This window comes from Kitasatospora sp. NPDC053057, assembly GCF_044546945.1.
In the GTDB taxonomy this organism is placed as follows: domain Bacteria; phylum Actinomycetota; class Actinomycetes; order Streptomycetales; family Streptomycetaceae; genus Kitasatospora.
Genome location: NZ_JBITZP010000008.1, coordinates 180,671 through 205,201 on the forward strand (window position 1 = coordinate 180,671; position 24,531 = coordinate 205,201).

Below are 24,531 nucleotides of genomic sequence, written 5' to 3' on the forward strand. Positions count from 1 at the left end.
GCTCATGCAGGCAATGCGTGGTCGCAGGCCGGGTCCGTACCCGATGCCGCGCGCCGGAGCCGTCGAAAGGCCCGCCCGCCTGCCTGGGAACGAATCCTGCCCCGACCGGCCCCGAGAAAGCCAATCGGGCCCCGGCCGAGCCACCCGAACATCGCCCGCCCGTCGGAGGTGTGACGCTCCGTCGGCTCCGGCGGACCGGGCGCGAGCGGCGGTCGGGACGACACGCCGGAAGACCAGGGGGACGTTCCGTACTTGTCGGACACGCCTGCCCCGTGCAGGGCTACCGTACGCCCTAGGCACGACAAGCCCAAACACGCCCCTCGCCCTTGTGTCGCAAGGGTTCGGGGCGGGCTTGGGCGAGCATGGCCGCCAATCGGACATTTGACCGATCGACGACACGTCGTCAGGCCGTGCCCTCAGAGCTTGACGACGGGGAACGCGGACGTGTCGAGGGTGCCGACGATGCCGGGGGTCGGACGGGCCGGGGCGGGCTCCTGGGCGTCGGCCAGGGCGGCCTCGCGCACCGCGGCGGCGACGGTCTTGGCGACGTCCTTGTTGAAGACGCTCGGGATGATGTAGTTGGCGTTCAGCTCGTCGTCGCCGACGGTGGTGGCCAGCGCCCGGGCGGCGGCGATCATCATCTCGGTGTTGACCGTGCGGCTCTGGGCGTCCAGCAGGCCGCGGAAGACGCCCGGGAAGACCAGCACGTTGTTGATCTGGTTCGGGAAGTCGCTGCGGCCGGTGGCGACCACGGCGGCGGTGTGCCGGGCGACGGCCGGGTCGACCTCCGGGTCCGGGTTGGCCAGCGCGAAGACGATGGCCTCCTCGGCCATGGTGGCCAGGTCGTCGCCGTCCAGGACGTTCGGGGCCGACACGCCGATGAAGACGTCCGCGCCCGCCACGGCCTCCTTGAGGCTGCCGGTGCGGCCCGAGCGGTTGGTGTGCTCGGCGATCCAGCGCAGGCTGTCGTTGAGGTCCTCACGGCCCGAGTGGACCACGCCGTGGACGTCGGCGACGGTGGCGTGCTCGACACCGGCGGCCAGCAGCAGCTTGAGGATCGCGGTGCCGGCGGCGCCAGCGCCCGACATCACCACGCGGATGTCGCCGATCTCCTTGCCGACCACCTTCAGCGCGTTGGTGAGGGCGGCCAGCACCACGATCGCGGTGCCGTGCTGGTCGTCGTGGAAGACCGGGATGTCCAGGGCCTCGCGCAGCCGGGCCTCGATCTCGAAGCAGCGCGGCGCGGAGATGTCCTCCAGGTTGATGCCGGCGAAGCCGGGGGCGATCGCCTTGACGATGGCGACGATCTCGTCGGTGTCCTGGGTGTCCAGGCAGATCGGCCAGGCGTCGATCCCGGCGAAGCGCTTGAACAGGGCCGCCTTGCCCTCCATGACGGGCAGCGCGGCCGCCGGGCCGATGTTGCCCAGGCCCAGCACCGCCGAGCCGTCGGTGACCACCGCGACGCTGTTGCGCTTGATGGTCAGGCGGCGGGCGTCCTCGGGGTTCTCGGCGATCGCCATGCAGACCCGGGCGACACCCGGGGTGTAGATCATGCTGAGGTCGTCACGGTTGCGGATCGGCAGCTTCGAGGACATCTCGATCTTGCCGCCGAGGTGCATCAGGAAGGTGCGGTCCGAGACCTTGCCGATCGACACGCCGTCGATCGCCCGCAGCTTCTCGACGATCTCCTCGCCGTGCGCCACGGAGGAGGCCGCCACGGTCACGTCGATCCGCAGCGCCTCCAGGCCGGAGGCGGTGACGTCGAGACCGGTCACCGATCCGCCGGAGGACTCCACGGCCGTGGTGATCGCACTGACCGCGTTGCCGCGGGCCGGGACCTCCAGTCGCACCGTGATCGAGTTGGAGACACTGGGCACCGTCGCCATCGACGCTTCCTTCTTCCGTCTGTCCCGCAGGCTCAACATTTTGTTGAAGGCATCGCCTGCGCATGCTAGACCTCGATCGTCGCACCTTCCAAGGCATTGCCAGAAATAACGTTCATTGAGTGTGCGGATCCGACAACCGGGCCCGGCCGCCCGCAGTCTTCCGCCGTCCACTCCTTGCCTCTCCGGGCCGATGCGTTACATTGGACAGGCACCGGCTCGATCCAAGCCCCCGGGCCCAACCTTCGTCCCTTAGAGGGACCACTTGCCGCGAGGCGAGCATGGCGGGTCGGTGTTCTAAACGTCTGAAGGCCCCTCACCACCGGTGAGGGGCCTTCGTCATGGGCGGGTCAGCCGTGCAGCAGCGCGGGCACACCGGCCGCGTCCGGCAGGTCGTCCGGGCCGGACAGCACGGTCAGCCGCTGGGTCGCCCGGGTCAGCGCCACGTACAGCACCCGCAGGCCGGCCTCCGACTCGCCGGCGATGCCGGTCGGGTCGGCGACCACCGTCGCGTCGTACTCCAGGCCCTTGGCCTCCAGGCTGCCCAGCGCCACCACGCGCTCGCCCAGGCCCTCGGCCCAGCCGGCCGCCTCGGCCCGGCGGTCCATCGGCACCACGATCGCGACCGTGCCGTCCACCTCGCCCAGCAGGTGCTCCAGCTCGGCCCGGGCGGCCTTGCCGAAGGCCTCCGGCGCGGGGTCGGTGACGGCCGCGAAGCGCGGCTCCACACCGACGTGGCGCACCGCGCTCGGCGAGGGCGTGCCCGGCGCGGCCAGCGCCAGCACCTTGGCCGCGACCTCGGCGATCTCGGCCGGGTTGCGGTAGTTGACGGTCAGCGTGAAGCGGCGGCGCGGCTTGCCGGCCAGCACCTCGTCCAACGCGGCCTGGGCCTCCTGCGGGAACGGCCAGGAGGACTGCGCCGGGTCGCCGACGATGGTCCAGGTGGCCATCCGGGACCGGCGGCCGATCAGGCGCCACTGCATCGGGGTGAGGTCCTGGGCCTCGTCCACGATGACGTGGGCGTACTCCTTGCGCTCCACCGGCCGGCGGTCGCGCTGGCGGGAGCTGCGGTCGGCGAAGGTGGTGACCTCCTCCAGGCCGCTCAGCAGGTCCACCGCGTCCACCTCGCGGATCTTCGGACGGGCCGGCTCGCCGAGCAGCACCTGCAGCTCGTCCACCAGGGCCACGTCGTGCGCCGACAGCGCGCCCTCGCCCTCCGGGGACAGGTGGCGCCAGGAGGCGGCCAGCAGCCTCGCCTCGTCCGGGGTGACGGCGCGGCGGGCGATCCGGTTGGTGTGCCGGGTCTGCTTGAGCGTGCCGAGCACCCGGCGCGGGGTCAGGGCCGGCCACCAGGCGTCCAGGAAGTCCAGGAACGACGCCTCGTCCGAGACGTAGTCGTCGAAGGACTCCTTCTCCTCCTGGCGCTGCTCCCGGGCATAGTGGTCGGTGGGCTTGGGCAGGTGCCGGGTGGCCTCCTGCCACAGGGCGTCCAGCAGCAGCCGGCGGGCACGCGGGCGCAGCAGGTTCAGCGGGGTGCCGCCGGAGCCCAACACGTTGCCGCGGACGGCCCGCAGCCGGCCCGCGTCCAGCTTCAGCACCTCGCCGCGGGCGACCACCTTGAGCTCCTGCGGGGCGCCCAGCTCCAGCGCCGCCCGGGCGGCCCGGCGCAGCAGCTGCACCATCCGGGCCGAGCCCTTGACCCGGGCCGCCTCCGGGGAGTCGTAGGTGCCCGCCTCGATGCCGTCCACCAGCGAGCCGACGGCGCGGATGGCGACCTGGCCCTCCTCGCCGAGCGAGGGCAGCACGCCCTCGGTGTAGGAGACCAGCAGCGGGGTGGGCGAGACCACCAGGATGCCCCCGGCGTAGCGGCGGCGGTCCTGGTAGAGCAGGTACGCGGCGCGGTGCAGGGCCACGGCGGTCTTGCCGGTGCCGGGGCCGCCGGTGACGAGCGTGGCGCCGGCCGCGGCGGCGCGGATCACCTCGTCCTGCTCCTTCTGGATCGAGGAGACGATGTCGCGCATCGAGTGGCTGCGGGCGCGGCCGAGCGAGGCCATCAGCGCGCCGTCGCCGACCACGGCCAGCTCCTCGCCGTCCAGGGTCGGGGTGAGGTCGGGGCGCAGCAGGTCGTCCTCGACGCCGATCACCTTTCGGCCCTTGGAGCGGATCACCCGGCGGCGGATCACCCGGCCCGGCTCCACGGGGGTGGCGCGGTAGAACGGCGCGGCGGCGGGCGCCCGCCAGTCGATCACCAGCGGGCCGTACTCGGCGTCCAGCACGCCCAGGCGGCCGATGTGGAGGGTCTCGGCGACGGCCGGGTCGGCCGGGTCGAGCGGGGTGTCGGACGGGATGCCGTGCTCCTCCGGGGCGTCCGCCTGCTGGAGGTCGATCCGGCCGAAGAGGAAGTCCTCGAACTCGTTGTTGAGGCGCTGGAGGTGCGCGCCGGCCCGGTAGACCTGGGCGTCGCGCTCGGCGAGGGCGCCGGGGGTGCCGACGTGGACCCGCTTGGCGGCGTCCTCGAGGATGTACTCGGCCTCGGCGAGCTTCTCCTCCAGCCGGTGGTAGACGGTGTCGAGGTGCTGCTGCTCACCGGCGATCTCGCGCTCGCGGACGGTCTCGTGATCGGCGGTGGGGGTGGTGTCCGTGTTGCTCTGCATGGCCTCGGGGGTTGCGGCGGGGGGTTGCGGCGGAATCCGGCTCCGGAAAACGAGCGGACGGATGATCCTACGCCCGGGCGGGCGGACGCGCCGCACCGGGACGGTAAAAAATTCGAAGGCCGCCCTCCGCGTGAGCGGTGGACGGCCTTCGGTGTGAACATGGGGTGGTGGAGATGCCGGGAATCGAACCCGGGTCCAGTGGAGTTAATTCAGGGCTTCTCCGAGCGCAGTCCGCTGTGCTTTTCTCGGCCCTGGCGGTCACACGGACAAGCCGCCAACAGGCCCAGCTGCTGTTTGATTTCCCATCCACCCCCGCAGCCCGGGCGGACGGTTGAGTTCCCTAGATTATGCCAGGGTCCGGGTCGGGAACTCCCCGGGCTGACACCCAAGCGCTATCGGTGCTTATTAGGCAGCGAGAGCGAACTGCTGGGAATCGCGCTTAGAGTTGGCGATTATTTTTTTGCGACACGTGGTTAACGAGATCATTGCCGCGTTCCTCGGCTCGCTTCCCCTGTTTCAACATCCCCTGTCGAAACCGATCATCCCCATGTTTTTTTGAGAAACAGCTCGGACGTTGACCGTCCGTGTTGCTTGCGCCATAGTACGCGAGGCGACGGGCGAGGGTCCAGCGGATTAACGCTGGCGCCGCCGGGCCGCCGCCACCGCGCGGGCCGTCTCGCGGGTGTCCTGCTTCTCGCGGAGCGTCTGGCGCTTGTCGTACAGCTTCTTGCCGACCGCGAGCGCGAGCTCCAGCTTGACCCGGCCGTCCTTGAAGTACAGCGACAGCGGGACCAGCGTGTGGCCCGCGTCGCGGACCTTGGTCTCGATCTTGCGGATCTCCAGCTTGTGCAGCAGCAGCTTGCGCTTGCGCCGGGCCGCGTGGTTGGTCCACGTCCCCTGGGTGTACTCGGGGATGAAGACGTTGTCGATCCACGCCTCGTGGTTCTGGATGTAGGCGTAGCCGTCGACGAGGTTGGCCCGCCCCTCCCGCAGCGACTTGACCTCGGTGCCGGTGAGGACGAGGCCGCACTCGTAGGTGTCGAGGATCGTGTACTCGTGTCGCGCCTTCTTGTTCTGCGCGATCAGCTTCTGTCCGGTTTCCTTTGCCATAGCGCGGTCATTCTCGCACTTCGGCGCCGGATCGGGCAGCTGCTTTAGGCCGCACCGGGTCAGGACCGGGTCCCGAGTCCGGCGAGGACGCGCAGGGCCAGCGCGTCGGCGTCCTCGCCCGCGGCGGCCGGGACGTCCGGGGTCAGGCCGGTGCCGTCCAGGGAGCGCCCGGCCGGGGTGTGGTAGCGGCCGACGGTCATCTCCAGCACGGCGCCGTCGGCGAGTCTGCTGGGCTGCTGGACGGTGCCCTTGCCGAAGGTCCGCGAGCCCACCACCACGGCACGGCTGCGGTCCTGCAGGGCGCCGGCGAGCAGTTCGGCGGCGCTCATCGTGCCGCCGTCCACCAGCACCACCAGCGGGGTGCGGCCGTCGCCGCCGGGCGGGGCGGTCAACTCCCGCTTCTCGCCGCGCTCCTGGTACGAGCCGACCGGTCCGCCGTCCAGGAAGCTCCCGGCGGTGCCGACCGCCTCGTCCACCAACCCGCCGGAGTTGCCGCGCAGATCGAGCACCACGCCGGTGTGCGGGGCGCGCAGCGCGGCGCGCACCTGGTCGGCCACGCCGCTGGTGAAGGCCCGGACGGTGATCCGCAGCACGCCCCGGTCCAGGTGCTCCGCGGTGACCTGCCGGCTGTCCAGCAGCACCCGCTTCAGCCGCAGTTCGCGCACCTCCCCGTCGCCGCGCCGCACGGCGAGGGTGACCTCGGAGCCGGCCCGGCGCTCGTCGCCCTGCCCGCGCAGCCGGGCGACCACCTCGGTGACCGGCAGCCGGTCGGCCTGGTCCTGGCCGATCCGCAGCAGCCGGTCGCCGGGGGCGATCCCGGCCTGGGCGGCCGGTCCGGCCGGGGTGACCTGGGAGACCTCGGTGACGCCGTCCTGGCCGCGGCCGACCGACAGGCCCACGCCGGGGTAGCGGCCGTCCAGGCCCTGGCTGAACTCGGCGTACTCCTGGGCGCTGTAGTACGCGCCCCAGCGGTCGCCGCCGGCCGCGAGCAGGTGCTCGGCCTGCTGCTCGGACAGCGCCTTGCCGGACGGGTCCGCCGGGTTCCCGGCGGCGGCCGGGGCGAGGTCGGCGGAGGCGCGGGGCGGCGGGCCGCTCGGGTCGCCCCAGGCACCGGTGGCGGCGCCGGCCAGCAGCACGGCGCCGAACACCAGGCTGAGGGCGGTCACCTGACGCGCCCTGCGCGGAGTTTGCAGCATGCCACCGGAGTGTAGACACCGCACCGCGCGCGGCGGGCCGGAACGGCGGAGCGCGGAACGGCGACGGCCCCGTACGGCGCAGTGCCGTACGGGGCCGAAGGAACCGGTGGGGATCAGACCTTGAGGTACTTGCGCAGCGTGAAGAACGCCGCGATGCCGGCCATGCCCATACCGACCACGACCAGCAGCGGTATCACCGCCAGCACCGAGCTGAGGCCGATGAAGTGGATGAACTGCACCCGGTCGGCCAGCCAGTTCTGGACGAAGAAGTGCCCGCCGATCAGCAGACCGGACGCCAGCGCCGCACCGAGCAGCGCGGAGAACGCGGCCTCGGCGATGAACGGCATCTGGACGTAGAAGTTCGAGGCCCCGACCAGGCGCATGATGCCGGTCTCGCGCCGCCTGCTGTACGCCGACACCCGGACGGTGTTGACGATCAGCAGCAACGCCACGAAGAGCATCAGCACCATGATCACGAAAGCCGCCGTCTGCAGGCCGTTGAGCAGGCCGAACAGGTTCTCCAGGATCTTCCGCTGGTCCTCGACCGACTTGACGCCGGGCTTGCCCGCGAAGGCGCTCTGGATCACGTCGTACTTGGTCGGGTCGTTGAGCTTCACCCGCCAGGACTGCGGCATGGCGTCCGGGCCCAGGACGGAGATGAGCGGGTTGTCCGGGTTCATCTCCTTCCAGTGCTTGTACGCCTCGGCGGAGCTCTCGTAGGTGGACGACTGGACCACCGAACTCATCTTGTCCAGCTGGTCCTTGATGTCCTTGACCTGCTGGTCGGTGGCCGCGCCCTTGTCGCACTGCGGCGAGTTGCGGGCATCCGCCTTGGTGCAGAAGTAGATGCTCACCTCGACCTTGTCGTACCAGTACCCCTTCATGGAGTTCACCTGGTCGCGGACCAGGAGCGAGGAACCGGCGAGGGCGAGGGAGAGCGCGACGCTGACCACGACCGCGATGGTCATGGTCAGGTTGCGTCGGAGACCCACACCGATCTCCGACAGGACGAACTGGGCACGCATGCGGGAAACAACTCCAGGGTCGGTACTGCGCGGTCTGGCGGTCGGGCCGGCGGCCCCACGGGGTCAGCGCTGGTGGGTCAGTGCTGGTACCCGTAGACGCCGCGGGCCTGGTCGCGGACGAGCAGCCCCTTGTCGAGTTCGATGACTCGCTTGCGCATCTGGTCGACGATGGCCTGGTCGTGGGTGGCCATCAGCACCGTGGTGCCGGTGCGGTTGATCCGGTCGAGCAGCTTCATGATGCCGACCGAGTTCTGCGGGTCGAGGTTGCCGGTGGGCTCGTCCGCGATGAGCAGCATCGGACGGTTCACGAACGCCCGGGCGATCGCCACGCGCTGCTGCTCACCACCGGACAGCTCGCCCGGCATGCGGTCCTCCTTGCCGCCGAGGCCGACCAGCTCCAGCACCTCGGGCACCACCTTGTTGATGGCGCTCTTGGGCTTGCCGATCACCTCCAGCGCGAAGGCGACGTTCTGCGCGACCGTCTTGTTCGGCAGCAGGCGGAAGTCCTGGAAGACGGTGCCCAGCTGGCGGCGCATGTGCGGCACCTTCCAGTTGGACAGCTTGCCCAGGTCCTTGCCCAGCACGTGCACGGCGCCCGTGGAGGGGCGCTCCTCGCGCAGGCACAGGCGCAGGAAGGTGGACTTGCCCGAGCCGGACGAGCCGACCAGGAAGACGAACTCACCCTTCTCGATCTCCAGCGAGACGTTGTCCAGGGCGGGACGGTTCTGCTTGGGATAGGTCTTGGAGACGTTGTCGAATCTGATCACGGCTGCATCACGGAGGCCATCCTAGGCGGCGCCAGTCCTCGGTCGGTCCGCCCCGGAGGCCCGGTCCGGCGGCGGGCGATGGGAGCGCGGAGGGCCGCTCCCGGTCTGGGACCATACGCGAACCGGCGACCGGCCCGCAGGGACCGCCGGCGACGAACCTCGGAATCTGGGGGAGAATGTCCGGCTGTGCCCCGATAATTGCGAGCCATCTCACAGCCCGGGAGCCGGAAGCGCCAGAACCTGGCAAAGTGGAGGTGGCGTCCGTGTCCGGCCGCTCCCCCGTACAGGGCAGACTCCCCCGTACAGGTAAGAAGAGGGAACCAAAGCCCCGTCCGGTGCGTTGGCTGTAGCAGCGAGGAGGAGATCGCATGACGTGCGACCATCTGGTGTGCGCCAACTGCAACGGCCGCGTCAGCGACGGGCGTTGCTCGGTGTGCCGCGCCAACCGGGCCCGGCTGCAGGAGCAGCAGGGGCCGTTCGCCACGCTCTCCCCCGTGATGCTGCTGGCCCTGCTGGCCGGACTGCTCGCGGTGGCGCTGATCGCGCGGCAGGCGCTGGCCTGAGCCTCCTGACCACGGAGAAGGCCCCCGACCGCTGCGGTCGGGGGCCTTCTGCGTGTTCGGCTACCTACTCGGCGCTGGTCTCGCGCTGCTTGCGCCAGCGGATTCCGGCCTCGATGCTGTGCTTGATTTTCATCGAGGCCGGAATCCTCACGCCTCGTTCGAGCTCTCCCGCTGCTTCCTCCAGCGGATTCCGGCCTCGATGAACCCGTCGATGTCGCCGTCCAGGACGGCCTGCGGGTTGCCCGCCTCGTACGCGGTGCGGACGTCCTTGACCATCTGGTACGGGTGCAGCACGTAGGAGCGCATCTGGTTGCCCCAGGAGCTGCCGCTGTCCTTCAGCGCGTCCATCGCGGCCTTCTCCTCCTGGCGGCGCCGCTCGAGCAGCTTGGCCTGGAGGACGTTCATCGCGGACGCCTTGTTCTGGATCTGCGAGCGCTCGTTCTGGCAGGACACCACGATGCCGGTCGGGAGGTGGGTGATGCGCACCGCCGAGTCGGTGGTGTTGACGCCCTGGCCGCCGGGGCCGGAGGCGCGGTAGACGTCCACTCGCAGGTCGCCCTCGTCGATGTCGACGTGGTCGGACTGCTCGACGACCGGGAGCACCTCGACACCGGCGAAGGAGGTCTGCCGGCGGCCCTGGTTGTCGAACGGCGAGATGCGCACCAGGCGGTGGGTGCCCTGCTCGACCGAGAGGGTGCCGTAGGCGTAGGGGGCCTTCACGGTGAAGGTCGCGGACTTGATGCCGGCCTCTTCGGCGTACGAGGTGTCGTACACCTCGGTGGGGTACCCGTGCCGCTCGGCCCAGCGCAGGTACATGCGCATCAGCTGCTCGGCGAAGTCGGCGGCGTCCACGCCACCGGCCTCGGCACGGATGTTGATCAGCGCCTCGCGGGCGTCGTACTCGCCGGAGAGGAGGGTGCGGACCTCCAGCTCCTCGACGGCCTTCTGGAGCGAGACCAGCTCGGTCTCGGCCTCGGCGCGGGTGTCCGCGTCGTCCTCGGCCTCGGCGAGCTCGAACAGCACGCCCAGGTCGTCGATGCGGTTGCGCAGGCCCTCGACCCGGCGCAGTTCGCCCTGGAGGAAGGAGAGCCGGCTGGTCACCTTCTGCGCGTTCGCGACGTCGTCCCACAGGGTGGGGGCGGCTGCCTCCTCCTCCAGGACCGCGATGTCGGCCCGGATCTTGTCCAGGTCGAGGACGGCCTCGATCGACCCCATGGTCGTATCGAGGTTCTTGAGCTCTTCGGAAGGATCGACGGCTGCCACGCCCCCCAGCGTAATGGTTCCGGGGGTGGTCATGACGACACCCCCGTTTCCGGAGGGGACTACGGGGCCCGCGGGGCGGTGCCGTGCACGGCCGGGCGGGCCGGGTGGCCGGTGCCCGGCTCGGTGGCCGCGAAGGCCATCCAGGCCGCGGCGGCGCCCGCCAGCAGCAGCACGGTGGCCAGCAGCACGGCCAGCAGCCGGCGGCGGCGCAGCAGGGCCGCGCGGTCCCGGCGGTGGCCCGGGGCGGTGCGCTGGGCGCGGGACTCGGCGGCGTACGCGGCCAGCTCCTCGGCCGAGGGGCGGCGCAGGCTGGTGTGGGTGTCCCGGGTGGAGTCCGGGACGGCACCGGGCACCAGCGGGACGGCCGGGCCGCGGCGGCGCTTGTGGATGCCCGGACCGGCGTCGATCTCGGCGTACACGGCCTCGCCGGGGGTCAGCTGCTCCTCGGCCGGGGCGCGGCCCTGGGCGGGCACGGCCAGCACCGGCAGTCCGGCCAGCGAGGGCAGCTGCTCGCGCAGCCGGGCGGCCAGCTCGGCGGCGCGCAGCCGGGAGGCGGGGGCCTTGGCCAGGCACTCGGAGATGATCCGCCACAGCCCGTCCGGCAGGCCGGGGATCGGCGGCACCTGCTCGGTGACGTGCCGGCGCAGCACCGCGCCGGTGTGGCCGCCGCCGAACGGGGTGGAGCCGGCCAGCAGCTCGTACAGCACGGTGGCGAGGGCGTAGATGTCGACGGCGGCGCGCGGCTCCAGGCCCTCGATGATCTCGGGGGCGAGGTAGTCGGGGGTGCCGATGATCCGGGTGGCCCGGGTGCGGCGCGGGGCGTCGACCAGGCGGGCCACGCCGAAGTCGGTGAGCTTGGCACGCGGGGCGCCGCCGGGGCCGGGGGCGGCGGCGAGGTCGAGCAGGACGTTCTCCGGCTTGACGTCGCGGTGGACGATCCCGGCCGCGTGCGCGGCCGCGAGGCCGTCGGCGACGTCGGCGATGACCGAGGCGGCGACCTGCGGCGGGAGGGCGCCGTCCCGCTCCAGCCGTGAGCGCAGGTCGGTGCCCTGGACCAGCTCCATCACCAGGGCGAGGTCGCTGCCGTCCACGACCATGTCGCGCACGCCGACCACCCGGGGGTGATCGAGGCTGGTCAGCGCGGTGCGTTCCTGGACGAAGCGGCCGACCAGCACCTGGTCGGCGGCGAGGTCCTCGCGCAGCAGCTTGACCGCCACCGGGCCGTCGGGCCCCTCACCGAGCCAGACCGTCCCGGCCGAGCCCCGGCCGATCACCTGGTGGACGGTGTACCGGCTGCCGATCTTGCGTGCCAATGCTGCTCCGTGGGCGGCGCGGGAGCGCTCCGGGGGTCCGGGCGCGCTCGGTGGGGCGGGACAACAGCGACCAACCTACGCGCCCGGACCCCCTGCGCGGGGCGCCTGGGGGCCGTGGAGCGGGACTCGGGGCCGAGAAATCTCGTGAATTGTCGACAAAGCGTCAATCCTGGCTTCCGGAACGGGCCCGGACCCCCGGTCAGCTCCCCGCGAGCCGCCGGAGCGGCCCGTGGCGCCGCCTCGCCGCCCCTTCCCGCGCTACTTGCCGGAGCTGCCGAACACGCTGGTCACCCAGTCCCGCGCGGTGTCGAACCAGCTCACGACGTTGTCCCAGTAGTGCGGCAGCGGCGTGAAGTTCCACAGCGCGATCGCGGCGACGGCCAGCACCAGCAGCACCATCAGGCAGCCCTTGAGGCAGCCCAGCCCGGGGATGTACATCCGGTTGCGGCTGCGCGGGCGCCGCTCGCGCGGCGGGGCGCTCTCCCGGCGGGACGGCTCGCGCGGCTCCTCGCGGGGCGGCCGGGGCTCCCGGTACTGCGGCGCGGGCGGCTCGGCCCGGCGCGCCGCCGGGGCGGGCGGGGGCGGGGGGTAGCCGCCCTGCGGCTGCCCGTACCCGGCCGGGGCCTGCCGGTAGCCGCCCTGGGGCTGCGGACGGCCGCCCTGGTTGCCCTGGTTGCCCTGGGGTCCGCGACCGCCCTGGCCGCCCTGGTTGACCTGGTAGGGCGGCGGGGCGACCGGCGGGCGCTGGGAGTAGCCGGGCGGCGGGCCCTGGCGGCGCTGGTCCGGGCGGTAGCCGGCCGGCGGCTGCTGGCCCGGCGCGCCCTGACCCGCCTGGTAGGGCTGCGGGGCGACCTGCGGGTCCTCGAAGTCCTCCGGGCCGAAGTAGCCGACCTGGGTCTGCTGGTTGCGGTCGCGCGCCGCCCGCAGCTGGGTCTGCCACGGGTGCGGCGCCTCCTCCTGCGGCGCGGGCGGCCCCGCGGGCGGGGGCGGCGGCACGGCGGTGGGCGGCATCACCTGGGTGCGGTCCTGGGTGCCGTACGGCGGCGCGGGCGGCGGCTGGGTGCCCATCACCCGGGTCGCCGCGGCCGGGTCGTACTGCGGGCCGCCCGGGGCCGGGGGCAGCACCTGGGTGCGGTCCTCCGTCCCGGCCGGTCCGCCGGGTACGACCGGCACGGTGCCGGGCACGGCGGTCGGCTGCGGGTCCGGCAGCAGCAGGGCCCCGACCGCCAACGCCTCGTCCACCGCCGCCGGGGAGGCGTGCACCCCGACTCCGGCCGCGACCACCCGCAGCGCGCGGGCCAGCGCGGTGGCGCTCGGCCGCTGCGCCGGGTCCTTGCGCAGACAGCGCTCGATCACCGTCCAGAGCGGCTCGGGCATGGTGCTGGGCCGCTGGGGCTCCTGCGCCAGGTGGGCCTGGAGCACGGCCAGGGCGCTGTCGCCCTGGAACGGCTGGCGGCCGGTGACCAGCTCGTACAGCATGATCCCGGCGCCGTAGACGTCCACCGCGGAGGTCTGCGGGCGGCCCTCGGCGGACTCCGGGGCGACGTACGCGGGGGTGCCGACGAACTCGTGAGTACGGGTGACGCCCGGGGAGTCGGCCAGCCGGGCGATGCCGAAGTCGGTCAGCATCGGGTGCATCTGCTCGGTGCCCTGCACCAGGGTGGAGGCGAGCAGCACGTTGGCCGGCTTGAGGTCGCGGTGGACGATCCCGTCCGCGTGGCTGGCCGCCAGCGCGTCCGCGACCTGGGCCATCAGCAGGGAGCCCGCGATCGGGCTGAACGGGCCGTTGGCGCGCAGGTAGCGGGCCAGGTCGGGGCCCTCCACCAGGTCCATCACCAGGGCCAGCAGCTCGCCCTCGACGACCAGGTCGCGGACCCGGACGATGTTCGGGTGGCTCAGCCGCAGCAGCAGCGAGCGCTCGCGCAGGAAGCGCATCACGACGTCCGGGTCGGCCGCCAGCTCTTCGCGCAGCACCTTGATCGCCACCTGCTGCCCGGGCTCGCTGCCCGGCACCTGGACGTCCTGGCGCACCAGACCGCGCCAGACGGTCCCGGTGGCACCCCGCCCCAGGGTCTCCTCAAGCAGATACTTGCTGCCGACTGGCCGCACCTGTCGCACTCCTCGCCGTGCCGCCCGCGCGGGGCGCTCTCCCGCTGGGGTGCGGTGAGCCTGCCGGGCCCGTGTTTGCGGCCACTCTAACGGTGTCCGTACGGGTTTTTGGGGTGACCGGTGGGCCATCCGAGCAGGGTTGGGGGACATCCCCTAGGGGACTGCCCGGACGCGCCGCGGGTGACTGGCCGGAGGCGGTCGCCGGGGCCCGGGGCGGGGCCGCCGGGGCGGCGGTTGACCTGACCCTCCGTCGCCTCCACCATGGCGATGATCGCAAGATCGTCAAATCCGGTACGGTGCGCGGACTGTCCACACCGGATGGCAGGATGGACACTCGCCACTCGTGTGGCCCAAAGGGTCGCCGCGGCCGCCCGGCGCGTCCGCGACGACACCGGGCAGCGGTACCAGGCATCACACCAGCAGAAGGGACCCGCGGGCGAGATGCAGATCCGGCTGACCGTCCTCCGACCGCGCAGCGGCCCGACCGCCGCCGGCTCCGCCATCCCCTACGTGGACGTGCTGGTCACCGCACCCGTCGGCACCGCGCTCGGCGCCATAGCAGGCGCGCTCGCCGGCGCCGTCGGCGTGCGCGGACCGCGGGCCGCCACCCATGTGCACCTGTACGCCGGGGCGCACCGGGTGGATGAGCACACCCTGCTCGGCCACCCCCCGCTGCTCGACGGCGCCGTCCTCAGCCTCAACGAGCCCGACCCGACCGCCGACGACCCCGACGACACCCCCGCCGCCGCCGAGCTGCGGGTGGTCGGCGGCCCCGACGCCGGCGGCGTCCACCGGCTGCACGGCCGGGAGATCCGGATCGGCCGCTCCGGCGAGGCCGACGTCCCGCTCGACGACCCGGACGTCTCCCGGCTGCACCTCGCCCTCCACCTCGGCGAGGACGGCCGGGTCGCCGTCCGCGACCTCGGCTCCACCAACGGCACCACCCTCGACGGCCGGATCGTCCCGCCCCTGCCGGCCGAGGCCGCCGTCCCGCTGGACAACGGCGCCCTGCTGCGGATCGGCGAGTCCACCCTGCAGGTCCTCGAACCGGCCGACCCCGCTTCCGTCCGGGCCGCGCTGCCCGACGGCAACGGCCACCTCCAGCTCGCCGCACCCGGTCCGGTCCGCACCGCGGCCCCGGTGTTCGAGCCGCCCGCCGCCCCCGAGCCCGCCCCGGGCCGCGGCCGTGGCCTGTTCTCCCTGCTGCCCGGCCGCGCCGCCGAACCGACCGGCCAGGAGAGCGCCGAACGCCACCACACCGCCGTCCGGCTGCGCCAGGCCACCGCCCAGCGCGAGCGCTGGCCCGACCTCGCCACCGTGCTGCTCAACGCCGTCGGCCCCGGCCCCCGGTTGTGGGAGCGCGGCCCCGGCCACCCCGACGCGCTCACCCTGCGGCTGGGCACCGCCGACCGCCCCGGCGGCGCCGGCACCACGCCCGGCACCATGCTGCCCGCCGTCCCGGTCACCCTCGACCTGCAGACCGCCGGCAGCCTCGGCCTCAGCGGCCCGCGCGAACGCCTCGACGCCCTCACCCGCGCCGTCGTCGCCCAGCTCGCCGCGCTCCACCCGCCCACCGGGCTGAGCCTGGTCGTGGTCGACGCCGACCCGGCCCGCACCCCCGAGGACCGCGTCGACACCTGGGCCTGGGCACTGTGGCTGCCCCACCTGCGCCCCGCTGAGGGCCAGGACTGCCGGCTGCTGGTCGGCCTCGACGACGAACAGGCCACCGCCCGGCTGACCGAGCTCACCGCCCGGCTCAGCGGCCCGACCGGCCTCGGCGGCCACCCCGCCACCGTGGTCGTGGTCGACGGCCGCCCGACCAGCGAGGCCGCCCGGCAGGCGCTCGACCTGCTGCTGCGCCAGGGCCCGGCCGTCGGCATCTTCCCGATCTGCCTCGCCGAACAGCCCGAGCTGCTGCCCCGGGGCCTCGGCGCCACCGCCCTGATCACCGGCGAGGTCGGCACCCAGCTCTCGCTGGACCGCCCGGTCGCCCGCGGCCGGGAGACCCTGCACGAGATCTCGCTGGACGCCGTCTCCGACGCCTGGGCCGAACGGCTGGCCCGCGTCCTCGCCCCGCTGCGCGAGGCCGCCCCGGCCTCCCGCGGCCCGCTGCCGGACGCGCTGCGGCTGCTCGACCTGCTCCAGCTCGACACCGTCACCCCGGCCAAGCTGTCCGCCCGCTGGGCCGCCCACGCCGGCGGCATCGGCGCCGCCACCGCGCTGCTCGGCACCACCCGGGACGAGCTGTGCACCCTCGACCTGGCCGACCCCGAGCTCACCCTGCCCTCCCCCGACCCGGGCGGCCCGCACCTGCTCATCGGCGGCGCCCGCGGCTCCGGCAAGACCGAACTGCTGCGCACCCTGGTCGCCTCGCTCGCCGTCTCCGAGCGGCCCGAGCGCCTCGCCGTCACCCTCATCGAGGGCCGGGCCACCGAGGACGGGCTCTCCGGCTGCTCCGAGCTGCCGCACGTCACCGGCCGGGTCAACGCGGCCGCCGACCCGCGCGCCGCACTCCTCGCGGCCGAGGCGCTGGAGGACGAACTCGCCCTGCGGGAGCGGCTGTTCGACGGGCTGGACTTCGCCTCCTGGCACGCCACCCGGATCTTGGACGGGCACAGCCTGGACGAGCACAGCGTGGACGCGCGCCGCCTGGACGGGCGCCGCCTGGACGGGCAGGGCCTCAGCTCCGCACCGGTACCCGCCACCGTCGGCGCCGCCTCCACCGCGGCGCCCCGCATCATCCCGCCGCGCAGCGCCGACGGCCCCCGGCCGGCAACCACCCCCTCCGGCCCCGTTCCGGCCCGGCTGGTGGTCGTCGTCGACGACTACGACGCCCTGCTCTCCCCCACCTCCCCGGTCGGCCGCCCGCTGGCCCGCGCGCTCGCCTCCGTCGCCCGCCGCGGCGGCCCGCTCGGCGTCCACCTCGCGGTCGCCACCGGCCGCCCGGAGGAGAGCGCCGGAACCGAGGTGGACGAGGCCGCCCTGCTGCGGATCGCGCTGCGCACCGAGGACCCGGCCGACTCCGACCTGCTGATCCACCTCGGCGACGCGGCCGCCCTCCCCGAGGACACCCCCGGCCGCGGCTACCTGCGCCGCCCGGACGGCGGTGTCACCGCCTTCCAGACCGCCCGGATCAGCGGCCGCATCCCCCGCACCGCCACCCTGCGCCCCACCGTGGTCGCGATAGACCCGCTCCAGCTCGGCGCCCCACCCGCCCGCCGCCCGGTCCGCGAACTCGGCAACGGCCCCACCGACCTCGCCCTCCTCGCCAGCGCCCTCCAGCGCGCCGCCTCCCGCTGAGCCACTATGAGATGGATTTCATAGGACCGCGCAAAGCGAATATCAGAAACAGACAGCCGCTCCGCCCCGCCGTGATTCACGGCTGGGCGGAGTGCACTCAAGGACTGCTCGAACCGAACGAGAACCGGCGGGCCCACGTGCAAGCACACGGGCCGCACCCAAACGCTGGATTACCCCACCCACCCACCCTTTTCACGAAGCACGAAGCTGCGGCGGCCCCGGCCGAGAACGGCCGGGGCCGCCGCCAGAACTGCTCAGCGGTCGCCGCTTCGGCTGTTCCGGAGCGGCGACGGGGTTGTCCGACCCCTTTTGCACAGGAAGTCGACTCGGCCGACTTCCTGCGTAAAATTCTGGAGGGCTGAGGTCATTGCATTTCCTTGCGTAGCCTCGCCGCGATCGTGATCGCGGCGAGGCTGGTCGGAACGCACGATAGGGACGACTTAGAAGGGATGGGCAGGTGGGCTCGCGCCCACCTCAACCATCGGGTGCCCACCCACCCGCCCTTCCCAGAAACCGCGAAAGCAACGATGGCCCCGGCCAAGGCTGGCCGGGGCCACCGAACACAGACCTAAGCATCACCTCTTGCCCCTGCCCGCCTGACCAGCCTGGCACTCTCATCCTGCGCAGGAAGTGACGTTCCATCGTTGCCTCGTCGGACGCATCCGGCGAAGCAACGATGCAAAGGTCGACTCAAGGAAAGAAACATTGGAACAGAATGCCCCAGGCTTTCGACAGATCTCGAAGATCAGCATTCGACATAACATGAGATTTAGCCAGCGCGGAACGAAAACCGTCGACTTAGATGTCAAGAATAGCAAATCAGAATACCGCCAAGGTATGTGATCTTGAATGACCCATCGGTCTCGATCACAGCGGAGACGATCTCCGCCACCCGGCCAACGGTCTCGTGGAACGGGACGCCAGATTGGTCGGCCCAAGCCTCGTAGGAGGCCAGATGAGCAACAATTGGCGCGCGGTCGACTATCTCGATGGTGCCGGGCAGTTCCCGAACCCGAATGTCCTGGAACGCCACCCCGAGGTAGCCGGAAGCCTTCTCGAGAGAGAAGCGGGAGCTGAGGGAGACCCTTGCCGGTCCCTCGGAAATCCCGAGGACGTCCCCTGCGGCCTTGGCCCAGAGCCGGTCCAGCTCCTGTTTGTCGGTGTCGCTGTTGGTCGAGGCAATGAGGACACCGTCAGGCTGGAGAACGCGAGCCAACTCCTCGATCGTGGCCTCGATGTCACCGACGTGGTAGAGCATGTGCAAGGCCAGCACGGCATCGGCGCTGTCGTCGGCGAAGGGCAGGGCCTGGGCATCGGCCACCAGAACCGGCTTCTCGACGTCGGCCAGGATGCCCGCCGAGATGTCCATCCCGACGACCTGAAGGTCCGGACGATCCTTGTGCAGGCGACTGACGAACTTGCCGTTGCCGCAGCCGAGGTCGAGGACGATCCCGCTTGTGCCGGCCAGCTCTTCGACGACGATCCCGGGCAGGTCGTACTGCGGCCGCTGCCACCGGTAGATCGACTGTCGGGCGGCCAAGTGGCGTCCGTCGGCGTAGGCGCTGTTCGCGAGGATCGCTTTGTCGGCGACTGCAGCGTTCTGCTGTGCGGTGTTGCTCGTCACTGGGGCAGCTCCGGAGCGATTGAAGTCTTAGTCCTTCTGCCCAGCCCGGACATGTCCGGGCTGGGCAGAAAAAAGAGACGAGGATCCCTGTGCTGACCATGTGCGGCCGACCCGAGAGTTTCTCAGGCCGACCGCTCTTCGGCTGTCACGCGTCCCAGGCGCTCACGATCGGCTCCGGCCACCCCCCAGCCATCGAGGCAAGGTCCGCCGGCAGTACGGCGATCAGCGAGGCCCGACCATCCGCAACGGCCTTCAACGCGGCATTCTGAGCCTCGTCCTTGGTGTCGAACATGCCGTCACCCACGGTCTCATTGTGGGGCGGCTCGCCAACCTCGCCGACCCACTGTGATGCACCTGGCCACACCCGGACGTGGGTGAGCTTGGAGGGCTCCGGGAGTCCCGTAACACCCCGAGCTGCGGCTTCCTTGATCACATCTTCGATGGTCATGCCTGGGCTCTCCTCATTTCGGCCAGTGCGGCGTCCAGTCGTGCGGAGCGAACCACGGTGGAAAGATCAGCGGCGGTGCGGGCATAGTGCTCGGCTTCTTCCCGAGCACCTTGGCGGTAGAGCACCGTGGCCAGTTGGGCGGTGTCAATCGCTTTCGCGCGGGCCCGGTTGGAGGTCTGGGAGTCGACGGCGCGGCGGAGTCGGGACACCAGGTCGGAGACGGATCTCCCCTTGACCGTCGCGAGCAGGTAGAGGGCGTGACCTGTCTCGCCGTGCAACTTGTGTTCGGTGAAGTACCACATCCAGCGTGGTTCGCTGCGGAGGTCGGTGACGCGGCTGTAGATCGACTCCGCAAGGGCGATCTGCCGCATCACCTCGGGTTCGTCTCCCTGGAGGGCGTACGCCTGCGCCTTCACGGCGGCGATCATCGCGAGGGCCGACAGGGGCACATTTCCCATCGACATGTCGGCCAGGGCGACGGCATCCTTCGATTTGCGCTCGGCGATCTCCTGACGAGCAAGGCCAGTGGCGACGTGGCACAGGAGTCCGTCATCGCAGGCCTCCTGCGCCGCCTTGATCCCGAGCCCGAATGTGCTGCGTGCCGGTGCGCTCTGGCCCGCGTCGAATGCCGACCACGCTGCAAGGTCGGCGAGATTGGCGATCTGGCCGCACAGCCGGTCGCGGACACGCGGTCCCATCGACGACTTGGTGAGGTCGACGGCACTTCGCAGCTCACCGAAGGCAAGGTGACGTGTGGCAAGTCCTCCGCTTCGCCGGTCCCACTCCTCCAGAGCGAAGGTTCGTTCTGCGATGTCGTCAACGTCCTTCATACCCAGGGAAGATGGGGACGGCATGACGTCGGGCAGGATCGAGGCCAGGGAGACGGCCAAGAAGTCGCGGCGCTTCGACTCACTCACCTCCTCACGGTCCCGCCGGGTCCGTTTCGGGAACAGTCCCAGCTCTGCGTTCGTGGCCACGCCGAAGACGCCACGCAAGGCGTCGCGCACCTCCGCGTCGGGCCAGCTGATTACGCCACGTTCTAATCGGCTGATCACATTGGCGTCAATCGCCGACTCGCGGCCTGTCCCGGCCTTGATCCGGGCGTTCGCCCGACTTGCGACCTCGCCTTGGGTCCACTCTCGCCCGAGACGAAGCCTTCGTAGCTCGTCGTTGGTCATCCGAGGCCCGTCTCTGCGGCGCCGCTGGTGGAGGCCAGACAGCCTAGTGAACTGCCTAGCGTCTGCCTACAGGATCGCCCTGTCTCTACCCGAACCGCAGGCGTTTGATGGTTCTCAGTCGCCCGGGGTGATGGGCCGGTTACGCCGGTGCTGTCGGGAAGGCCCCCGGGCGACGTCAGTGCAGCGTCGATCCCACGCCTCGGTCAGGTCGGTCCTGCCCTCACAACTCCCAACGGCTGGAGGCCGCATGTCCATCAACGACCACCCGGCCACGTTGATGAGCCCGACCAATACCGCCTCGTTCCCGGTGCCACAGGAATGGGACGTCGAACCGGAGGCGGCGGCCGTGCCGCCCGCCCGCCGTCTGATCCGGAAGATCGCCGAAGCGTGGCGGGTGCCCATGTCGGACGCCGCTCTGCGGGACGTGGAGCTCTGCGCTGGCGAGTTGTTGGCCAACGCCATCGAGCACACCCACGCACGGTGCCGGGTCACGGTGCGATGGACCGGCGAACGGCTCCGAGTAGAGGTCGCTGATTCGAGCCTGGACCTTCCGGACCGGGACGCGGCGGAGGACACCATCACGGGTGGCCGGGGGCTGCTCCTGGTCGGAGGACTCGCCCACTCGTGGGGCTGGCACCCGACCGGGCCTGGCAAGACCGTGTGGTTCGAGTGCGCGGCTGACCAGTTGATCACGGGTGGCCGGCGTCTGGCCGTCCTCGTCCACGCTGCCAACGACCAGGCCGCAGGTCGTCTGACGCGTTCGGCGTGACCCCGAGACGCCCGCCCGGCCACCCCCCGGTGGCCGGGCGGGTGCCGCAACACGCACACCCCGGAAGTCGACCGAGGAATGGAGTTCGTATGGATATGCCCCGAGGGTCCTTCGTCACCCTCGACGGTCTCAGTGCGAGCGGGAAGACCACCGTCGCCCCGCTGGTCGCCGCCTTCGTCAACGGCGTCCACCTCACGCACGACGCCTTGCCGACGTTCCCCCGCATGCGCGCAGAGGTGGACACCACCGGCATCCTGCCGGCACGGCTCCACTGGTGGCTGATGGCGAACCACATCACCTCGGAAACGGCCCGGGCGCTCACGGAGAGCGGCCGAACCGTGGTGGTCGAGTCCTACTTCCCGCGCACTATCGCCACGCACAGGGCCATGGGACATGACTGCCCCCCGGAGTACCCGAAGGAGGCCCTCATCCCGAATGTACCGATCATGCTGGAGGTGGACGAGCACGTTCGCCAAGAGCGACTCCGTCGGCGGGCCGAGCGCGGGACGCTGAGCTACTGGCACCAGCGGGAGGAGCCCAATGTGGCCGAAAGCACCCGCGTGTACAGGGCTTTCGGCCTGCTCCGCGTGGACGGCACTGACCGCACGCCGGAGCAGGTGGCCCGCGCGATCGCCGATATCGTTCGCTCGCGTGTCCCGTACGGCATCGAGGAAGGCAACGGCCAATGACAGCAACTGAGTTCGAAGCGAAGATCCTCAACGTCGAGCCGGAGAAGACCCGCGTGCTACTGGTCGAGGCCGGGGCCGAGCACGTGGCCGACCGCGTCCAGCGCCGCTACGTCTACGACATCCCGGGCCGGCCCGGTGCGTGGGTCCGGCTGCGCGACACCGGCAGCGACGTCACACTGTGCGTCAAGGAGATCCACTCCGACGCGATCGACGGCGTGACCGAGACCGAGACGACGGTCGGCGACTTCGACGCCACGAACACGCTCCTCGGCAAGCTCGGATACCAGCCGAAGGCGTATCAGGAGAACCGCCGGTCCTCCTGGACGCTGGGCGGTGCGGCCATCGAGATCGACGAGTGGCCGCTGATCCCCCCGTACCTGGAGATCGAGGGGGTCAGCGCCGATCACGTCCACGCGACGGCGCTCGCGCTCGGCCTTCCCCTGGCCGAGCTGACGAGCGAGAACACGACCAAGGTCTACCGCCGGTACGGGATCGACATCGAGGCGATTCGCCGGCTCACCTTCGAGTAACAGGAGACATGCCTTGCCAGTGACCCAGCACCCGGCGATCCGGGTCGTCCGGGACAGGACCATCCGCATCAAGGTGATTGACGACTGCGGGTTGGCCTGCACGTTCTGCCACAACGAGGGAACCCCGGTCACCGCCGACAACCGCGGCCGTACACTGCTGCCCTTCGTCGCGGCGCCCGGCAGGACCGGGCGCGTGTCGATCTACAGCGAGACGAACGGCGTCAACTTCCTCGCCTCGAAGATGGCCCCGGACATGCACTTCCGACGTGCGGTGCGGACCGTGACGAAGGCGTTCGCCGCCAACGAGGTTCACCTCACCGGAGGGGAGCCCACCCTCCACACGGAGGTCTCCGCACTGGTATCGGCGCTCACTGGCATGGGCCTGAGCGTCGGAATGACCAGCAACGGGGAGCGCGGCCGGCAGGTGATGCCGGATTGCTCGGCCTCCGGACTCAACCGGGTCAACGTCTCCGTCTTCGGCACAACCGCCGAAGAACTCCAGGCCGTTCAGTCCGAGCGCTTCAAGTCGGCGGGTCTGGCTGAGACGAAGATCCGTGCGGCGGAGCAGACCATCCGGGCCGCCGTCTCCAACGGGGTAAAGGCCTCCGTGAACATCGTCGTTCCCGGCATGGCCCATGTGGACCGGGTCGTCAACCTGGTCGAGTCGTACGGCCAGTTCGCGGACGTGCGGATGCTCACCAGCATCCAGGACGGAGCGGAATCGATCGCGGCGATCTCCGAAGTGCTCGACCGAGTCGGCGCGGAACCGGTGCTTCGGACGTTCACCGCCGGCACCTCCGACGAACGCACCCTCTACCGGGCACTCGGCAGCCGGGCCGTCTACGTCAAGCGGCTGCTGCCGGTGCGGCTCCCGGACACCTGCGCGTCGTGCCGGTTCAACAACGAGACGGACTGCCAGGAGGGCTACTACGGCATCCGGCTGTACCTCACCGACCAGGGCGAGTACATGGTCGGTGTCTGCATCCAGCGCATGGACCTCTGCCTCCCTGTGGCCGAGCTGTCGAACAGCGGGATCGTGGAAGAGGTGCAGGCGTTCAAGGATGCCGAAGTCCAGCGGCTGACCAGCCAGTACGGCGCCGCCGCCTGATCTGCGGTGCGTCTGTCGGAACGCGGCAATAGTAGATGAGCCCCTCCAACGCTTGGCACTCAGCGTAGCCAGTGTGCTACGTTCCGCGTTGTCAACAGAACACAGTTGACCCCGGCGGTGGTGGAACACCCCGGGGTCCGGCACAGGAGCTACCACTCCCAATGCAGATTCATCGTAGCGCCCACGCGCGCTCTTTCACCGTTCTTCCTAACGGCCTTCTTCAGGACCGTCGGCTCAGCTACACCGCCCGAGGCCTCCTCGCCGATCTGCTCTCCCGCCCGAACGGGTGGCGCGAGGACGGGCGGCACATGGCGGACAGCAGTCCACAGGGACGCGGCGCCGTCCGGCGGGCGCTCAAGGAGCTGAAGGACGCCGGGTATTACCGCGTCGACACGATCCGGATGCCCGACGGCACCGTCCGTTCCGAGGCCCATGTCTTCGACGTCCCGCAACTGGCACCGGTTGTCCCCCGTCCGGCCGCCGGTGAGCGGGGCACCGGCGGCACTGTCACCCCTCCCGTAAAGGACCCGGGAGAAGAACCCACCCTCCCGGATGAACAGATCCGCACAGCCGTGGCCACGCTGTTCCGGGTCGTCCGGTCCGAACCGCGCCTGCGCCTCGGCGAGGCCGAGGCGCGGACGCTGGCCCCGCTCGTCGCACGGTGGCTGGAACAGGGCAGCGGCGAAGCCGAGTTGGCCCACGCACTGCTTCCCGGCTTGCCGCAACGGATGCACTCCCCGGTGGCGATCCTCCGCGATCGCTTGCGACGCAAGCTGCCGCCCGTCCGCCCGGCGGCCCCACCAGCCTCCTACGCCGAGTGCGGGCGCTGCCATGATCCGGTGCCCCGTCCCGGGATCTGCCGCGCCTGCGCGGGAATCGGTACGAGGACCATCGCCGTCGGCATCGGGGCCGACGCCACTCCCAGCGGTGTCGCCCGTGCCCGCGCGGCCCTGCGCGGGCACGGGCGACTCGTCACGGCATAGCGCCGGGTCGTAGTACCGG

19 protein-coding genes and 1 other RNA gene are annotated in these 24,531 nt (G+C 71.4%); 7 read left to right on the forward strand and 13 right to left on the reverse strand.

Going from position 1 to position 24,531, the window contains the following annotated elements; all coding sequences use genetic code 11:
- Positions 1–416: 416 nt before the first annotated feature.
- The 7 genes from ACIG5E_RS12055 to ftsE form a co-directional block, all read right to left on the reverse strand.
- Positions 417–1,886, reverse strand: coding sequence for an NAD-dependent malic enzyme (locus ACIG5E_RS12055; RefSeq protein ID WP_396533225.1), 1,470 nt, complete (start codon positions 1,884–1,886; stop codon positions 417–419).
- Positions 1,887–2,233: 347 nt separating this feature from the next.
- Positions 2,234–4,537, reverse strand: coding sequence for a HelD family protein (locus ACIG5E_RS12060; protein WP_396533226.1), 2,304 nt, complete (start codon positions 4,535–4,537; stop codon positions 2,234–2,236).
- Positions 4,538–4,702: 165 nt separating this feature from the next.
- Positions 4,703–5,084: a transfer-messenger RNA gene (gene ssrA / locus ACIG5E_RS12065) on the reverse strand.
- 86 nt (positions 5,085–5,170) lie between these two features.
- Positions 5,171–5,647, reverse strand: a complete 477-nt coding sequence (gene smpB, locus ACIG5E_RS12070) for an SsrA-binding protein SmpB (protein WP_224282587.1) — start codon at positions 5,645–5,647, stop codon at positions 5,171–5,173.
- Between the two features lie 59 nt (positions 5,648–5,706).
- Complete coding sequence (locus tag ACIG5E_RS12075; protein ID WP_396533227.1) at positions 5,707–6,843, reverse strand: S41 family peptidase; 1,137 nt, start codon at positions 6,841–6,843, stop codon at positions 5,707–5,709.
- A 113-nt stretch (positions 6,844–6,956) separates the two neighbouring features.
- On the reverse strand, positions 6,957–7,868 hold the full coding sequence (ftsX, locus tag ACIG5E_RS12080) for a permease-like cell division protein FtsX (protein WP_396533228.1): 912 nt from the start codon (positions 7,866–7,868) through the stop codon (positions 6,957–6,959).
- 77 nt (positions 7,869–7,945) lie between these two features.
- Positions 7,946–8,635: a cell division ATP-binding protein FtsE gene (ftsE, locus tag ACIG5E_RS12085; protein WP_030059730.1), complete on the reverse strand. Its 690-nt coding sequence runs from the start codon at positions 8,633–8,635 to the stop codon at positions 7,946–7,948.
- 368 nt (positions 8,636–9,003) lie between these two features.
- Here ftsE and ACIG5E_RS12090 point away from each other — a divergent pair, with 368 nt between their 5' ends.
- On the forward strand, positions 9,004–9,198 hold the full coding sequence (locus ACIG5E_RS12090) for a hypothetical protein (protein ID WP_396533229.1): 195 nt from the start codon (positions 9,004–9,006) through the stop codon (positions 9,196–9,198).
- Positions 9,199–9,345: 147 nt separating this feature from the next.
- Here ACIG5E_RS12090 and prfB read toward each other — a convergent pair whose 3' ends face one another.
- The 3 genes from prfB to ACIG5E_RS12105 all read right to left on the reverse strand — a co-directional run bounded on the left by prfB (position 9,346) and on the right by ACIG5E_RS12105 (position 13,883).
- Positions 9,346–10,461, reverse strand: coding sequence for a peptide chain release factor 2 (prfB, locus tag ACIG5E_RS12095; RefSeq protein WP_396533230.1), 1,116 nt, complete (start codon positions 10,459–10,461; stop codon positions 9,346–9,348).
- A gap of 59 nt (positions 10,462–10,520) precedes the next feature.
- Positions 10,521–11,774 (reverse strand): serine/threonine-protein kinase, encoded by a 1,254-nt coding sequence (locus ACIG5E_RS12100; RefSeq protein WP_396533231.1) that lies wholly within the window; start codon positions 11,772–11,774, stop codon positions 10,521–10,523.
- A gap of 258 nt (positions 11,775–12,032) precedes the next feature.
- Positions 12,033–13,883 carry a protein kinase gene (locus ACIG5E_RS12105; RefSeq protein WP_396533232.1) on the reverse strand — a complete coding sequence of 617 codons (1,851 nt, stop codon included), beginning with the start codon at positions 13,881–13,883 and terminating at the stop codon, positions 12,033–12,035.
- A 345-nt stretch (positions 13,884–14,228) separates the two neighbouring features.
- Here ACIG5E_RS12105 and ACIG5E_RS12110 point away from each other — a divergent pair, with 345 nt between their 5' ends.
- On the forward strand, positions 14,229–17,183 hold the full coding sequence (locus tag ACIG5E_RS12110) for an FtsK/SpoIIIE domain-containing protein (protein WP_396533233.1): 2,955 nt from the start codon (positions 14,229–14,231) through the stop codon (positions 17,181–17,183).
- Positions 17,184–17,988: 805 nt separating this feature from the next.
- Here ACIG5E_RS12110 and ACIG5E_RS12115 read toward each other — a convergent pair.
- The 3 genes from ACIG5E_RS12115 to ACIG5E_RS12125 form a co-directional block, all read right to left on the reverse strand.
- Positions 17,989–18,807, reverse strand: a complete 819-nt coding sequence (locus tag ACIG5E_RS12115) for a class I SAM-dependent methyltransferase (RefSeq protein WP_396533234.1) — start codon at positions 18,805–18,807, stop codon at positions 17,989–17,991.
- A 145-nt stretch (positions 18,808–18,952) separates the two neighbouring features.
- The gene (locus ACIG5E_RS12120; protein ID WP_396533235.1) at positions 18,953–19,255 is read right to left on the reverse strand and encodes a hypothetical protein; all 303 of its coding nucleotides are present in this window, start codon (positions 19,253–19,255) and stop codon (positions 18,953–18,955) included.
- Positions 19,252–20,433: a hypothetical protein gene (locus ACIG5E_RS12125; protein WP_396533236.1), complete on the reverse strand. Its 1,182-nt coding sequence runs from the start codon at positions 20,431–20,433 to the stop codon at positions 19,252–19,254. The genes ACIG5E_RS12120 and ACIG5E_RS12125 overlap by 4 nt, the downstream gene beginning before the upstream one ends.
- Before the next feature lie 247 nt (positions 20,434–20,680).
- On the opposite strand from ACIG5E_RS12125, the gene ACIG5E_RS12130 reads away from it, so the two are divergent.
- From ACIG5E_RS12130 to ACIG5E_RS12150, 5 genes are all read left to right on the forward strand, one after another.
- Positions 20,681–21,202 (forward strand): ATP-binding protein, encoded by a 522-nt coding sequence (locus tag ACIG5E_RS12130; protein ID WP_396533237.1) that lies wholly within the window; start codon positions 20,681–20,683, stop codon positions 21,200–21,202.
- 89 nt (positions 21,203–21,291) lie between these two features.
- Positions 21,292–21,891, forward strand: coding sequence for a hypothetical protein (locus ACIG5E_RS12135; RefSeq protein ID WP_396533238.1), 600 nt, complete (start codon positions 21,292–21,294; stop codon positions 21,889–21,891).
- Positions 21,888–22,421 carry a class IV adenylate cyclase gene (locus tag ACIG5E_RS12140; RefSeq protein ID WP_396533239.1) on the forward strand — a complete coding sequence of 178 codons (534 nt, stop codon included), beginning with the start codon at positions 21,888–21,890 and terminating at the stop codon, positions 22,419–22,421. The genes ACIG5E_RS12135 and ACIG5E_RS12140 overlap by 4 nt, the downstream gene beginning before the upstream one ends.
- Positions 22,422–22,440: 19 nt before the next feature.
- Entirely contained in the window at positions 22,441–23,529 is a 1,089-nt protein-coding gene (locus ACIG5E_RS12145; protein WP_396533269.1) for a radical SAM protein, read from the forward strand.
- 308 nt (positions 23,530–23,837) lie between these two features.
- Positions 23,838–24,512, forward strand: coding sequence for a hypothetical protein (locus ACIG5E_RS12150; protein ID WP_396533240.1), 675 nt, complete (start codon positions 23,838–23,840; stop codon positions 24,510–24,512).
- Positions 24,513–24,531 lie beyond the last annotated feature (19 nt).

Excerpts from the sequence above, each read along its gene's own strand:
- ACIG5E_RS12055 (WP_396533225.1), bottom strand. The coding sequence starts at position 1,886 with ATGGCGACGGTGCCCAGTGTCTCCAACTCGATCACGGTGCGACTGGAG.
- ACIG5E_RS12060 (WP_396533226.1), bottom strand. The coding sequence starts at position 4,537 with ATGCAGAGCAACACGGACACCACCCCCACCGCCGATCACGAGACCGTC.
- smpB (WP_224282587.1), bottom strand. The coding sequence starts at position 5,647 with ATGGCAAAGGAAACCGGACAGAAGCTGATCGCGCAGAACAAGAAGGCG.
- ACIG5E_RS12075 (WP_396533227.1), bottom strand. The coding sequence starts at position 6,843 with ATGCTGCAAACTCCGCGCAGGGCGCGTCAGGTGACCGCCCTCAGCCTG.
- ftsX (WP_396533228.1), bottom strand. The coding sequence starts at position 7,868 with ATGCGTGCCCAGTTCGTCCTGTCGGAGATCGGTGTGGGTCTCCGACGC.
- ACIG5E_RS12090 (WP_396533229.1), top strand. The coding sequence starts at position 9,004 with ATGACGTGCGACCATCTGGTGTGCGCCAACTGCAACGGCCGCGTCAGC.
- ACIG5E_RS12120 (WP_396533235.1), bottom strand. The coding sequence starts at position 19,255 with ATGACCATCGAAGATGTGATCAAGGAAGCCGCAGCTCGGGGTGTTACG.
- ACIG5E_RS12125 (WP_396533236.1), bottom strand. The coding sequence starts at position 20,433 with ATGACCAACGACGAGCTACGAAGGCTTCGTCTCGGGCGAGAGTGGACC.
- ACIG5E_RS12130 (WP_396533237.1), top strand. The coding sequence starts at position 20,681 with ATGTCCATCAACGACCACCCGGCCACGTTGATGAGCCCGACCAATACC.
- ACIG5E_RS12135 (WP_396533238.1), top strand. The coding sequence starts at position 21,292 with ATGGATATGCCCCGAGGGTCCTTCGTCACCCTCGACGGTCTCAGTGCG.
- ACIG5E_RS12140 (WP_396533239.1), top strand. The coding sequence starts at position 21,888 with ATGACAGCAACTGAGTTCGAAGCGAAGATCCTCAACGTCGAGCCGGAG.
- ACIG5E_RS12150 (WP_396533240.1), top strand. The coding sequence starts at position 23,838 with ATGGCGGACAGCAGTCCACAGGGACGCGGCGCCGTCCGGCGGGCGCTC.